This is a genomic window from Salinicola endophyticus (genome assembly GCF_040536835.1).
In the GTDB taxonomy this organism is placed as follows: Bacteria; Pseudomonadota; Gammaproteobacteria; order Pseudomonadales; family Halomonadaceae; genus Salinicola; species Salinicola endophyticus_A.
In genome coordinates, this window is sequence record NZ_CP159578.1 from 1140019 (window position 1) to 1153628 (window position 13610).

13 protein-coding genes are annotated in these 13610 nt (G+C 65.9%); 9 read left to right on the plus strand and 4 right to left on the minus strand.

What is annotated here, in order from left to right:
* Positions 1 to 53: 53 nt before the first annotated feature.
* The 9 genes from surE (at position 54) to ABV408_RS05290 (ending at position 9186) form a co-directional block, all read left to right on the plus strand.
* Positions 54 to 806: a 5'/3'-nucleotidase SurE gene (surE, locus tag ABV408_RS05250; protein WP_353981409.1), complete on the plus strand. Its 753-nt coding sequence runs from the start codon at positions 54 to 56 to the stop codon at positions 804 to 806.
* Between the two features lie 19 nt (positions 807 to 825).
* Positions 826 to 1461, plus strand: coding sequence for a protein-L-isoaspartate(D-aspartate) O-methyltransferase (locus tag ABV408_RS05255; RefSeq protein WP_353981410.1), 636 nt, complete (start codon positions 826 to 828; stop codon positions 1459 to 1461).
* A 35-nt stretch (positions 1462 to 1496) separates the two neighbouring features.
* The gene (locus ABV408_RS05260) at positions 1497 to 2411 is read left to right on the plus strand and encodes a DUF368 domain-containing protein (protein ID WP_353981411.1); all 915 of its coding nucleotides are present in this window, start codon (positions 1497 to 1499) and stop codon (positions 2409 to 2411) included.
* A complete protein-coding gene (locus ABV408_RS05265) occupies positions 2408 to 3538 on the plus strand; it encodes a peptidoglycan DD-metalloendopeptidase family protein (RefSeq protein WP_353981412.1) in 1131 nt (376 codons plus the stop codon). The genes ABV408_RS05260 and ABV408_RS05265 overlap by 4 nt, the downstream gene beginning before the upstream one ends.
* A gap of 304 nt (positions 3539 to 3842) precedes the next feature.
* The gene (gene rpoS, locus ABV408_RS05270; RefSeq protein WP_035475246.1) at positions 3843 to 4814 is read left to right on the plus strand and encodes an RNA polymerase sigma factor RpoS; all 972 of its coding nucleotides are present in this window, start codon (positions 3843 to 3845) and stop codon (positions 4812 to 4814) included.
* 291 nt (positions 4815 to 5105) lie between these two features.
* On the plus strand, positions 5106 to 6575 hold the full coding sequence (locus ABV408_RS05275; protein ID WP_353981413.1) for a TolC family outer membrane protein: 1470 nt from the start codon (positions 5106 to 5108) through the stop codon (positions 6573 to 6575).
* 154 nt (positions 6576 to 6729) lie between these two features.
* Positions 6730 to 7836: an alanine racemase gene (gene alr, locus ABV408_RS05280; RefSeq protein WP_353981414.1), complete on the plus strand. Its 1107-nt coding sequence runs from the start codon at positions 6730 to 6732 to the stop codon at positions 7834 to 7836.
* A gap of 63 nt (positions 7837 to 7899) precedes the next feature.
* On the plus strand, positions 7900 to 8814 hold the full coding sequence (gene lpxL, locus ABV408_RS05285) for an LpxL/LpxP family Kdo(2)-lipid IV(A) lauroyl/palmitoleoyl acyltransferase (protein ID WP_353981416.1): 915 nt from the start codon (positions 7900 to 7902) through the stop codon (positions 8812 to 8814).
* A gap of 213 nt (positions 8815 to 9027) precedes the next feature.
* A complete protein-coding gene (locus ABV408_RS05290; protein ID WP_035475241.1) occupies positions 9028 to 9186 on the plus strand; it encodes a DUF1328 domain-containing protein in 159 nt (52 codons plus the stop codon).
* A 165-nt stretch (positions 9187 to 9351) separates the two neighbouring features.
* On the opposite strand, the gene ettA is transcribed toward ABV408_RS05290, so the two are convergent.
* The 4 genes from ettA to ABV408_RS05310 form a co-directional block, all read right to left on the minus strand.
* Positions 9352 to 11013 (minus strand): energy-dependent translational throttle protein EttA, encoded by a 1662-nt coding sequence (ettA, locus tag ABV408_RS05295; protein ID WP_353981417.1) that lies wholly within the window; start codon positions 11011 to 11013, stop codon positions 9352 to 9354.
* A gap of 243 nt (positions 11014 to 11256) precedes the next feature.
* A complete protein-coding gene (locus ABV408_RS05300) occupies positions 11257 to 11457 on the minus strand; it encodes a PA3496 family putative envelope integrity protein (RefSeq protein ID WP_035475238.1) in 201 nt (66 codons plus the stop codon).
* Between the two features lie 180 nt (positions 11458 to 11637).
* On the minus strand, positions 11638 to 12084 hold the full coding sequence (locus ABV408_RS05305; RefSeq protein ID WP_051896227.1) for a PAS sensor domain-containing protein: 447 nt from the start codon (positions 12082 to 12084) through the stop codon (positions 11638 to 11640).
* Between the two features lie 118 nt (positions 12085 to 12202).
* Entirely contained in the window at positions 12203 to 13543 is a 1341-nt protein-coding gene (locus ABV408_RS05310; protein ID WP_353981418.1) for an MFS transporter, read from the minus strand.
* Positions 13544 to 13610: the final 67 nt, after the last annotated feature.

Consider the following 13610-nt stretch of genomic DNA (forward strand, 5'->3'; position numbering starts at 1 on the left):
TTGATGACCGACGATCCGACCCCGACAAGCCTGACACGAGAGGAGTGAGCGAGATGCGTAGACTGCTGCTGTCCAACGACGATGGCGTGCACGCGCCCGGGCTCCGAGCGCTCTTCGATGCGCTCGGTAAGCATGCGCGGCTGCGCGTGGTGGCGCCAGACCGCGACCGCAGCGGCGCCAGCAACTCGCTGACGCTGACGCGCCCGCTGGCGCTGGAGGCCCTGGACGGCGGCTTCTACAGCGTCGACGGGACGCCGGCGGACTGCGTCTATCTGGGCGTCAACGGGGTGTGGGAAGAGAAGCCCGACCTGGTCATCTCGGGGATCAATCACGGCGCCAATCTGGGCGACGACGTGCTCTACTCGGGCACCGTCGCTGCGGCCATGGAGGGGCGCAACCTGGGGATGCCGGCGATCGCCATCTCGCTGTGTGGCCAGCGCCACTTCGACACCGCCGGGCGCGTCGCGGCGAGTCTGGTCGGCGGCGCGGAGAGGCTCTCGCTGCCGCCGCGCAGTCTGCTCAACGTCAACGTGCCGGACCTGCCGTGGGAAGAGATTCGTGGTTTCCGCGTCACGCGTCTGGGCTATCGCGGGCCGGCCTCCAATCCGATCCACATGAAGGACCCGCGCGGGCGCGATCGCTACTGGATCGCGGCGGTCTCGGAGAATGCCGACGACGGCCCCGACACCGACTTCGCCGCGATCGAGGGCGGCTTCGTCTCGATCACGCCGCTGCAGACCGATCTCACGCGTCACGCGACGCTGGACGATGTACAGGGCTGGCTGGATGGACTGTCACACGCCTGAAGAACTCAGCGGCGTGGGCATGACGTCGCAACGAACGCGCAATCGCATGGTCGAACGTCTGATGGCCGCCGGCATTCGCCAGCCGCGGGTGCTGGAGGTGCTGGCCGAGGCGCCGCGTCATCTGTTTCTCGACGAGGCCCTGGCCCACCGCGCTTACGAGGATACCTCGCTGCCGCTGGGGCTGGGGCAGACCCTGTCGCAGCCCTGGGTGGTGGCGCGGATGAGCGAACTGATCGTGCAGGCCGCGCCCGAGCGGGTGCTCGAGATCGGTACCGGCTCGGGCTATCAGACGCTGATTCTTGCGCGGCTGGTGGCTCGGGTGTGGAGCGTCGAACGCATCGCCGCACTGCAGAACCGGGCGCGCCAGCGCCTGGCGCGGCTCGGTGCGCATAACGTGCGGCTGCGCCATGCCGATGGCGGACTGGGCTGGCCGCAGGCGGCGCCGTTCGATGCCATTCTGCTCACCGCCTGCGCTGGTCAACTGCCGCAGGCGCTGCTCGAACAACTGAAGGATGGCGGCGTGCTGATCGCGCCGCTGGCGGATAGCGAAGGGCGTCAATGGCTGACACGGGTACGCCGGCGCGGCCAGGCGTTCGATCATCAACGTCTCGAGGAGGTGCGTTTCGTGCCACTGCTGGAAGGAGTCATCCGTTGAAACGCAGCGTGACGACGGTCTTGAAAGGAATGGGGATGGGGGCCGCGGACGCGGTGCCCGGGGTGTCGGGTGGCACCATTGCGCTGATCGTGGGCATCTACGAAGAGCTGATCGAGACCATCCGGCGCTTCGGCCCGGGGGCGTTCGGCGTCTGGCGCGAAGGTGGCCTGGGGGCTCTCGTCGGCTATCTCAATCTGCGCTTTCTGCTGCCGCTGGTGCTGGGCATCGGGATCAGCCTGGTGACCATTGCGCATCTGGTCACCTGGTTGATGGCGCACCACGCACTGCTGCTCAATGCCTTCTTCTTTGGCCTGGTGCTGGCCTCGGCCTGGGTGGTCATGCGCCAGGCGGGCAGTTGGCGCTGGCGCTATCTGCTGCCACTGCTGGCAGGGCTGGTGGTCGCCGCCTATCTGCCGCAGCTGTTGCCGGACATGAGTCAGGCGGGCAACGTCACACTGTTCTGCGCCGGTGCCATCGCCATCAGTGCGATGCTGTTGCCCGGGGTCTCCGGCAGCTTCCTGCTGCTGGTGATGGGGCTTTACGGCACCGTGATGAACGGGGTGAAGAGCTTCGACCTGGGGCTGATCGGTATCTTTGGTGCCGGCTGCCTGGTCGGGCTTTTGACCTTCTCGCGCCTGCTCTCCTGGCTGCTGCGCCACTATCATGGCATGACCATGATGACCATCGTCGGTTTCATTCTCGGCTCGCTGCCGCAGCTGTGGCCGTGGCGTCAGATGATGAGCTATCGCCTCGCCGCCGATGGCCAGCAGGTCGCGCTGAGCTATCGCTATCTGATGCCCGCCGATTTCACCGCGGTGACCGGTGAGCCCTCCCAGTGGCTCGCGGCGTCGGCATTGATCGTGGTAGGAGTGGTAGTGGTAATGTGCCTGGGAGAGCGCAAGCCGTCCGACCCGCACGCATCGTCAGGAAAAAAGGGATTTTCTTCATGAACAAGCGTCGCATCGCGCTACTTCTGGGACTGCTGCCGGCGGTCGCCGTCGGGGTCGTGGGCTGCACCACCTCGAGCGGGCGCCCCCAGGTCCAGGATCTGTCCGTCAGCCGCAATAGCCAGCCCAGCGCCACCTATACCGTCAAGGCTGGCGATACCATCTATGGCATCGCCTGGCAGAATCGGGTCGACTTCCGCGATCTGGCCCAGATGAATGGCATCTCGCCTCCCTATCGACTGCAGCCCGGGCAGCAGCTGCGGCTGACGCCCAACGCCAGCGTCGATGCCAGCCAGAGCCTGGCCTCGTCCCAGGGTGCGGCTACCGTCACGCCGCTGGGTGGCAAGACGCAGGCGAGCGCCGCGAATGGCGACGACAATCCCTCCTGGCTGTTGCCGGCGGGCGGTGGCAGCAGCGGTGGTCAGCAGGCCGGGGCGGGCGGTTCGGCTTCGGCGCCGGGCCCGGTGATCGACCAGCGTGCCGCCAACGCCGGTCAGAGCGTGGCTGCCAATACCGGTCAGAACCAGGCGTCGCAGAGTGCCTCTGGTTCTAGCCCCGGTTCTAGCTCTGGTTCTGGCGCCGCTACGCCGCCGGCGCGTCAGCCTGCGACCGGGGCTGACACGGCTTCGTCATCTTCTTCTGCTTCCATGACGCGTAAGGATACCCGCACGGCGGCCGGTAACGATGCCGGTACCGAAGTGGCGGGGGAGCCCAGCGGCGCGCCGGACCGCTCTAACCGGACCTACAAGCCGGTCGAGAACGTGGCCTGGCAGTGGCCCACCGAAGGGCGTCTGATCGGCCGTTTCGATGATGACTCCAGTATCACCCCCGGCATTGATATTGCCGGCCAAAAGGGGCAACCTGTGAAGGCAGCCGGGCCAGGGATTGTGGTGTATGCCGGCGATGGTGTGAGGGGATATGGCAATCTCATCATCCTCAAGCACAACGACCGCTTCTTGAGTGCCTACGCACATAACGACACGTTGCGCGTGAAAGAGAACGATGTCGTCAAGGCCGGAGAAACGATAGCCACCATGGGGCAGACGGATGCTGACCAGGTCGAGCTACATTTCGAGGTTCGCGTCAACGGCCAGCCTCAAGACCCGCTCAAATACCTCCCCAAACGCTGACCGGTCGTCAGCGCGCCAGATCGCTGCAACGGCCGACGTTACCAAGCTGGAAGATTTACCGGTCACCGCCGCTAGGCTGACCGCGCCCTTTCGGGGCGCGGTCGGTGGCGGCAGTGCACCGCCGGGCCGGCCGGTGGCAGCATGGCCCGCTCGAGCAGCAACCGAGTAAGTCAACATCGTACGTAAACATAGTAAGTAGAAGTCGTAATCAAGGACGTAAAACAGAGCAAGGATTGCGCGGTCGCCTGGGGCGGCTAGACCCCACGGCGAAGGTACTCAGGAAGCCCAGATTGGGGGTAGTGACATGAGCATGCTTGAACGGGATATTCAGGATGTTGAGCTCGACGGTGCCGACCAGCAGGTCGATACCGATGACACGGATGGCAAGGACGACGAGAGCGCGTTCGAGAAGGCGCTCAGTCGCGAGGAGAACAACTACCACCACAGTCTCGACGCGACCCAGATCTATCTCAACGAGATCGGGTTCTCGCCGCTGCTGACACCGGAAGAGGAAGTGCACTTCGGGCGCCTGGCGCAGAAGGGCGATCCGGCCGGCCGTCAGCGCATGATCGAATCCAACCTGCGCCTGGTGGTGAAGATCGCCAGACGCTACCTCAATCGCGGGCTGTCGCTGCTCGACCTGATCGAGGAGGGCAATCTGGGCCTGATCCGTGCGGTCGAGAAATTCGACCCGGAGCGCGGCTTCCGCTTCTCGACCTACGCGACCTGGTGGATTCGCCAGACCATCGAGCGGGCGCTGATGAACCAGACGCGCACCATTCGTCTGCCCATCCACGTGGTCAAGGAACTCAACATCTATCTGCGCGCCGCGCGCGAGCTGACCCAGAAGCTCGACCACGAGGCCACCGCCGAGGAGATTGCGGAGTTCCTCGACAAGCCGGTGGCCACGGTCAAGAAGATGCTGGGGCTCAATGAGCGCGTCTCTTCCGTCGACTACCCGATGGGTGGCGAGAGCGACAAGCCGCTGATCGACACCCTGGCCGACGAAAACGAAGTGGGACCGGAATCCAATCTGGTCGATGACGACGTCAAGGCGCACGTCGACGAGTGGCTTGCCGAGCTCAGCGACAAGCAGCGAGAGGTCGTGGTGCGGCGTTTCGGGCTGCGCGGTCACGAAGCGGCGACCCTCGAAGAAGTCGGTGAGGAGATCGGCCTGACCCGTGAGCGGGTGCGTCAGATTCAGGTCGAGGCGCTCAAGAAACTGCGCCGGATGCTCGAGAAGCAGGGGTTGTCGATGGACTCGATCTTCGAGTGACGCGCTGGCCGGGAAACGCGCAAAAGCGCGTCATCTCTGGCCGAATGCTTGATCCCCATGCATACATGCGGCATTGTATGTAAACCTCGCGACGAGGCGCCGGCAGGATAGCCGGCGCCTCGTCGTTCGTCAGAACGATTGCTGACGCCGGCGTGCCCGCGCCGTGCAGTGGCAACCGGCTCGCACCAGTCAATACCGGGTGTCTGGGCCGTCTCGGGGCGTGCTGCCGGGCCCATGTGCCCGCCTTCGTGCCTCGATACCCGCCAGCGCTCAACGATAGGAACCGTCTCGATGTCGCCCTCTGCTCCGTCGTCATCCCGTTTATCCCTGCGCCATGCGCTGCCGCTGCTGCTGGCCGCTTCGTTCGCACCGTCGGTACAGGCGGCCGATCTGCTCACCATCACCCAGGATGCCCTGGCCAACTCGTCGAGCCTCAACGCCTCGCGCTCCACCTTCCGCAGCACGGAAGCGGGGCAGGACGTGTCGCGTGGCGCGCTGCTGCCGCAGATCAGCGCCACCGGCAGCCTCTATCGCAGTGACTCGCTCGAGACTCAGCATGCGGCGGGTGCGTCGGCCGGTGCCGGCGCCGGCGCGGGCGGCTCCACCTCGGGGCAGGACTACAACGGCAGCAGCCTCGGGGTCAACGTGACCCAGGTGCTGTTCGATGCCTCCGACTGGTATCAGTACCAGCAGAGCAAGAAGCAGGTGGGGCAGCAGGCGCTGCAGCTCGAGATCGATCAGCAGCAGCTGCTCTATGATGTCTCCAGCGCCTACTTCGAGATTCTGCGCGCCAAGGAGGTGCTCGACGCCCGCGAAGCGCAGTCCAAGGCGATCGGGCGCCAGCTGGAACAGGCCAAGGAGCAGTTCAATGTCGGTCTGGTGGCGATCACCGACGTCAATGAGGCCAAGGCCGCCTACGATTCGGCACGCGCCCAGCTGATCTCCGCCCGCAGTGACCTGCAGGTTAGCTTCGAGGCGCTGGAGCGTCTGACCGGCAAGCAGTACGACAGCATCGACGGTCTCGCCGAAGATCTGCCCATCGCTTCGCCCAAGCCCGCTACCCGCGACGACTGGGTCAACCTGGCGATGACCAGCAGCCCGTCGATCCGCTACGCCGAAGCCGGGGTCGACGTCGCCAAGTCGAGCGTGGACATCGCCCGTGCCGGCCATCTGCCGACTCTGAACGCCTATGCCGATTACGCCTATTCGGACAACGACATCGAGGCCCTTCGCGGGCACAACGAGAACGTCGAGGTCGGCGTGCAGGCGAATCTGCCGATCTACTCCGGCGGCTCGACCAGCGCCTCGGTGCGGCAGAACACCTACTCGCTGGAGTCGACCCAGTACGACTTCGAGGATCAGCGCCGCTACACCACCCAGCAGGTGCGCTCGCTGTTCACGCAGGTGGTCAACGACGTCGAGTCGGTCGATGCCCAGCGCGAGGCGATCGTCTCCAGTCGCAGTGCGCTGGAAGCGACCCGGGCCGGCTACGAGGTGGGCACGCGTAATATCGTCGACGTGCTCAACGCCGAGCAGTCGCTCTACGAGTCGATCTCCAACTATGCCGATGCGCGCTACACCTATGTCACCGATCTGCTCCAGCTGCGCCAGCAGGCCGGGGTGCTGAGTCTCGATGTGATCCGTGGCACCAACCAGTGGCTGCGCGACAGCAAGCGGGTCTCGCTCGATCTGGCCGATACCCAACGCGGCGGCTCGCCGACCGACGATATCGGCGCCCGGCCGACCCCGCCGACGCCCTGAGCGCTGCGATCCTGCCGCCGACGCCGCTACTCGTTAGCGGCGTCTGTGTTTACGCCGCCGGCGTCCCGCGGTGCCGCCAAACGCGTTACCATGGCATTCGCCGGCGCTGGGCCGCTGGTGTCGTATCACCACTTGGGAGAAGGACGTAGCCACCATGGCAAGACCCCTGCGCGCCGAGATCGATCTCGCGGCGCTGTGTCGCAACTATCGCACGGCGAGCGCCCTGGCGCCGCAGAGCCGGTCGATGGCGGTGCTCAAGGCGGATGCCTACGGTCACGGTGCGCTCGCCTGCGCCCGTGCATTGACCGGGCTGGCGCCGGCCTTCGCGGTGGCGACGATCGAGGAAGCGGTGGCGCTGCGCGACGGCGGCATCGAGACGCCGATTATGCTGCTCGAAGGCATCTTCGAGGCCGCGGAGCTGGCCACGGTCGAGGCGCTCTCGCTGTGGCAGGTGGTGCATAGCGAGTGGCAGCTGGAGGCGGTGCTTGCCTATCGGCCGCGTCGGCCGCTGCCGGTATGGCTCAAGTTCGACGCCGGCATGCACCGCCTGGGGTTCTCGGCGGACGAACTTCGCCGCCACTGGGCGCGCCTGCGCCAGGCGCCGGAGCGAGTCACCGATTTGCATCTGATCAGCCACTTCTCCACGGCCGACCTCGCCGATGACAGCGCTTTCCAGGCCCAGCACGCTCAGGTCCGTGCCCTGGGCGAGGCGCTGGGGGCACCGCTGTGTCTGGCCAACTCACCCGCGACGCTGCAGCACCCGCCGGCGCACGGTGCCTGGAACCGACCGGGGGTCATGCTCTACGGCAGCAACCCGCTGGAAGGTGCGCTGCCGGCAGGGGTGGCGCTCGAGCCGGTGATGACGCTGCGCTCGCGCCTGATCGCCGTGCGTACGCTGGAAGCGGGCGAGGCGGTGGGCTATGGCGGGCGCTTTCGTACCCGTCGGCACAGCCGTATCGGCGTGGTCGCCGCCGGCTACGGCGACGGCTACGACCGCCACGCCCGCGATGGCACCCCGGTGCTGGTCAACGGCCAGCGCTGCGCCATCGCCGGACGGGTGTCGATGGACATGCTCACCGTCGACATCACCGAGGTGGCCGATGCCGACGTCGGCAGCGAGGTGGTGCTGTGGGGGCGCGGGCTCGGCGTCGACGAGGTGGCGGGGCACTGCGACACCATCGCCTATACCCTGCTCACCGGTGTGCTGCCGCGGGCGCCGCGGGTCTATCTGCCGGCGACAGCCGCGGCGGCGGTGAGTTGAGCGAGGGGCTCTGCCCAGGGCGGCCAGCGTGCCGTTCGTCATCACTGTGAATCTGGAAGCGTTATGGCCAAGAAAGTCTATCCCGCCAATCATGCCCATCCCCGCTACTGGGGGACCTGGTTCGCCATCGCGCTGATGAAGGCGAGCGCCTTCCTGCCGTGGCGCCTCAAGCTGGCCGTGGGCCGTGGCATCGGTCTGCTGAGCTGGCGCCTGGCGAAGCGGCGCCGGCATATCACCGATACCAATCTGGCGCTGTGCTTCCCCGAGTGGGACAGCGACAAGCGCGCGGAGATGGTCAAGCGCACCTTCGTGGCCAACGGTATCGGCATCCTCGAGACCGCCACCGGCTGGTGCCGCGACCCCGAGCACCTGCGCCAGCGCATCGCCTTCCGCGGCATCGAGCACATGGAGCGCGCGCGCGCCCAGGGCAAGGGGGTGCTGGTGATCGGTATTCACTTCTCGACCCTCGATCTGGGCGGGGCGCTGCACTCGCTGTTCTTCCCTGCGGACGTGGTCTATCGACCCCACGACAATCCGGTGTTCGAGAACTTCATGACCCGTGCCCGGCGCGATATCTTCGGCGCCGCGATCGATCGCCACGATCTGCGCGGCGTGGTGCGGCGGATCAAGTCGGGCCACGTGGTGTGGTACTCGCCGGACCAGGACTTCGGTCGTGACGCCAGCGTCTTTGCGCCCTTCTTCGGGGTCGAGGCGGCAACGCTCAAGCTCACCGCCAAGATTGCGCGCATGACCGGTGCGCCGGTCATGCCGTTCATGTTCCACCGCAATCCCGATGATCGCACCTACACCCTGGAGTATCTGCCGGCATTCGAGAACTTCCCCAGCGACGACGAGGTCGCCGACGCGACCCTGGTCAACGCCTTCATCGAACAGGCGATCCGGCGGCATCCGGAGCAGTATCTATGGCTGCATCGACGCTTCAAGACGCGCCCGCCGGGGGAGCCGTCGGTCTACTAAAAGCCCATTTCCAAACCCTCTGCCGCCGATAAGCCCACGTCGTCTAGCGGTTGTGAAAGGCGCTCTAAAGCGGTTGCAAACCGATACCCCGCCCACCTTGACGAAAAGCGCTTCACCAACAAGGCTTAAGGTACCCTCAAGGATTGCGAGGGCAGGGCGTCGCGGGGCATGTCGTCACGCGGCACTTATCAGGCCAGCACAGGAAGTAAAGCCATGCTCAGTTATGCCGTGATTTTTCTCATCGTCGCCATCATTGCCGGCGTTCTCGGGTTCGGCGGAGTCGCCGGAATCGCGGCGACGATCGCCAAGGTGCTATTCGTCATCTTCCTGATCCTGTTCGTCGTATCGCTGATACGCGGCCGTGGTCGCTAGGCACTGTCTGAAAAGTACTGCGCTCGTCGACTTTTCAGATAGCACCTAGACGCCAATATCGACATTCAACGTGATCAGACGCAAACGCCCGCCTTTTCAGGCGGGCGTTTGCGTTGATGCGGTAATGCGAATTCGCCCGCCCCATTCGGGCGGGCGATACGTGCCTCAGGCGTCGATGCGCTTGTACTTCATGCGCTTGGGCGTGTCGCTGCCGACCCGCTTCTGATGGTCGGCTTCGTAGTCGGTGTAGTTGCCCTCGAAGAACACCACGCTGGAGTCGCCCTCATAGGCCAGGATATGGGTGGCGATACGGTCGAGGAACCAGCGGTCGTGGGAGATCACCAGCGCACAGCCGGGGAAGGCGAGCAGAGCTTCCTCGAGGGCGCGCAGGGTCTCGATATCGAGATCGTTGGAGGGTTCGTCGAGCAGCAGCACGTTGGCACCCTGCTTGAGCGTCTGCGCCAGCTGCAGGCGCCCGCGCTCACCGCCGGAGAGCTCGCTGAGCCGCTTCTGCTGGTCGGTGCCCTTGAAGTTGAAGCGACCCACGTAGGCTCGCGACGAGACTTCGTAGCCGTTGATGCTGAGCATGTCATGCCCGTCGGAGACGGCCTGCCACACGGTCTGGGTGTTGTCGAAGTGGTCGCGCAGCTGCTCGACGTAGGCGATGTCGACGGTCTCGCCCACGACCACCTCGCCGCTGTCCGGCTGCTCCTTGCCGGAGATCAGCTTGAACAGGGTCGACTTGCCGGCGCCGTTGCCGCCGACGATCCCCACGATTGCGCCTGCCGGAATCTGGAACGACAGGTTGTCGAACAGCAGCTTGTCGTCGAAGCGCTTGGCGACGTCATGGAACTCGATGACCTTGTCGCCCAGGCGCGGCCCGGGCGGAATGTAGATCTCGTTGGTCTCGTTACGCTTCTGGTAATCGCCGGACTGCAGTTCGTCGAAGCGGTTGAGGCGCGCCTTGCTCTTGGCCTGACGCCCCTTGGGATTCTGGCGCACCCACTCCAGCTCCTGCTTGATCGCGCGCTGGCGACCCGCCTCGGCCTTGGCCTCCTGCTCGAGCCGCTTCTCCTTGGACTCGAGCCACTGGGAGTAGTTGCCCTCGAACGGGATACCGTGGCCACGGTCGAGCTCGAGAATCCAGCCGGCGACATTGTCGAGGAAGTAGCGGTCGTGGGTGATCGCCACTACGGTGCCGGGGTAGTCGTGGAGGAAGCGCTCCAGCCAGGCCACCGACTCGGCGTCGAGGTGGTTGGTCGGCTCGTCGAGCAGCAGCATGTCGGGGCTCGACAGTAGCAGCCGGCACAGCGCCACACGGCGGCGCTCACCGCCAGAGAGATGACCCACGCGGGCATCCCAGGGCGGCAGGCGCAGCGCTTCGGCGGCGACTTCGAGCTTACGCTCGATGTTGTGGGCGTCGGCGGCCTCGATGATGTTCTCCAGGCGCGCCTGTTCGGCGGCCAGGGCATCGAAGTCGGCATCCGGTTCGGCGTAGGCGGCATAGACGCCTTCCAGTTTCTCCTGCGCCGCCTTGACCTCGCCCAGGGCCTCTTCGACCGTCTCGCGCACGCTCTTGGTGTCGTCGAGCTCGGGCTCCTGCGGCAGGTAGCCGATATTGATGCCCGGCATCGGCCGCGCTTCGCCGTTGTACTCGGTGTCGACGCCGGCCATGATCCGCAGCAGCGTCGACTTGCCGGCCCCGTTGAGACCGAGCACGCCGATCTTGGCGCCGGGGAAGAAGGAGAGCGAGATGTCCTTGAGAATCTCGCGTTTCGGGGGGACGACCTTGCCCACCCGGTTCATGGTGAAAACGTATTGCGCCATGGGAATCCGGTTCGGTTGAGTATCGCGGTCAATGAGATCGGGTCAGGGTCGCTGGCAGCCCCGGGTCGGAGGGCATCGCGGGGTCACGCGCCTGGAAAAGCGTGACCGGCGGCACCGGCCTGCGGGGTGGCGACACGGATAAAGCAGGGTATATGACTAGCGACGCGATTGCGACCGCTGGCCGCTAACGCGAACGGACGCCTGAGCGCCCGTCGTTACGGCTATGAAGGGGGAGTGATCCGCTCACTCCTCCTCGTCTTCGTCGTCGAAATCCGCGTACCAGTCGTCCTCGATCGCACGTTTCAGGCGGCGCTCTTCCAGCAGCGCCTCGACCTGGCGGCGCGCCTTCAGGGTGTCGGCCTTGCTGCTGCGGGGACGCTCGAATTGCTCGTCGTTGACGGCGTCGTAAAGCTCTTGGTCCTCGGCGTAATCTTCACGGCTCATCGTTTGGCCCTCCGATGTGACGGCATCCTGATGATGCTCGAGGGCTATATATCGCCGAATGCGCCGCAAGACAAGCCTTTGGCCGTTTGAAAAAACCTATCGACTCCCTGCGCCAGAATAGTTGGTCATGACAGCCGCTCAGGATAGCCGACCAGGGCCGCATGGCAGGTCGGCTTCGGGTCAGGCCGGGTCGCGCTCGGCCTTGAGCGCCTCCAGCTCCTGCAGCGCTTCGACCAGCCCGGTCACGTCCTTCTGTACCCCCACGAAGTAGGTCAGTTGATCCTCCTCGTCGTAGACCGGCGTGATCGACAGCTCGTTCCAGAACTGGGAGCCGTCCTTGCGATAGTTGCGCAGCACCTCACGGCAGGAGCGACCCTCGCGCAGCGCGGTACGCACGCGGTCGATCGCGGGCTGATCGCGGTCGCCATTCTGCAGGAAACGGCAGTCGCGATAGAGAATCTCGTCGATGCTGTAGCCGGTAAGGCGCTCGAAGCCCTCGTTGACGTAGATCAGGATATTCTCGTCACCCTCCTGCTCGGCGACGACGATCCCATCGTCAGAGGCGTTGACGATGCGCTCGAGCAGGGCCGGGCTGATCATGGGGGGACGCTTGGGGTTACTGGCCATCCTTGTCTCCAGGCTGGACATGCGACGGTTTGTAGGGACGATACAAGCGGTCATGATGCCATGGCGCCGTTGGATTACAACGCTTTGACAGCGGCCGGCGCGGGCGGGGCATGACGCTTCACACCTCGACTTCGGCCAGGGCATGCGAGCTTGCTGCGGCGGCCAGTGCCAGCAGCGCGAGCAGCAGCAGCAAAAGGGCGCTGCCGAGCCACTGGGCGAGCACGCCGAGCAGCAGGCCGACGATCAGCATCAGCACCCCGGTGAAGGTATTGGAGAAGGCGACGTAGAGCGCCCGGGTGTCGCTGTCGGAGAGATCCACCACGTAGGTCTTGCGCCCGAGACGAATACCCGCATGGGCGATCATCAGCAGGCCATAGACCACGGCGTAGGGCCACACGCTGGTGCGCGCGGTCTCCGGCAGCAGCACGCAGGCGGCGCCGGCGACACAGCACAGGGCGGCGCCGATGGCGGCGTTGCGCATGACGCGCCGACTGGAGCGGTCGGCCAGCCGGCCCCAGATCGGACCGCCGATCATGCCGGCCACCCCTGAGGTGAGTACCAGAATGCCCAGGCTGGCCAGGTCGGTGCCGCTGTTCTGTTGCCCCAGCAGGGCCAGGTAAGGCAGCGCCAGAGCGCTCGACAGCAGCAGGGCGCGGGAGAGGTTGAAGTGCAGGAAACGGCGGTCGCGGCGCATCAGCGATACCCCCTGCTTGACGCTGTCCCAGGCGTTGGCGCCGCCCTCGGTGGCGCCCGGCGCTTCGCGGATCGCCGCTGCGCACAGGGCGTTGAGTGCCCAGCCCAGGGCGGCGGCGAACAGCAGCACCGCCAGCGCCCAGGTGCCGGGGCGGTCGCCCATCAGCATCAGCCCGACACCCACGAGCAGCGTCAGCGCCCCGGCGGCGCTGGCGCTCCAGCCCATCAGCGTGCCACGCCGCTGCTTGGCGATGGTCTTGCCCATCACATCCTTGGTCGCCACCGAAGAGAGCCCGCGTCCCAGCGAGAGCCCGGTCAGCGCCACCAGCACCAGCGCGCCGCCCCAGCTGCCGTGGCCGAACAGCGCCAGCAGTCCGAGCAGCACCGCGCCCACGGCCTGGGCCACGCCGCCGGCCACCCACACCCATTTGCGAATTTCGCGCAGGCGGATATAGCCCGCGATCAACAGCTGCGGCAGCAGGGCCCCGGCCTCACGGATCGGCACCAGCAGGCCGACCATCCACACCGGCGCGCCGATTGCCCCCATCAGCCAGGGCAGGATCAGGCGCGCGTTGGAGAGCTCATCGGCGAGCTTGTTGCCCAGCGCCGCCACCAGGTGGCGAAAGAAGTTGCCCGGCTGCTCACGGCAGGCGGCGTCGGAGATATCCCGGCACATGCGGCTGTCGTCGTCGCCGGTGACGCTTTCGAAGAGGCGGGTGAGGCTGTCGTCGTCGCCACCGCGAGTGCTTGAACTTCTTGCCGTCATGGAAAACGTCCTTGTTTCCGGTTGGGGGTAAGCGGTCTTCGTATCTGTCCAGGCGGCGGCTCGCCGG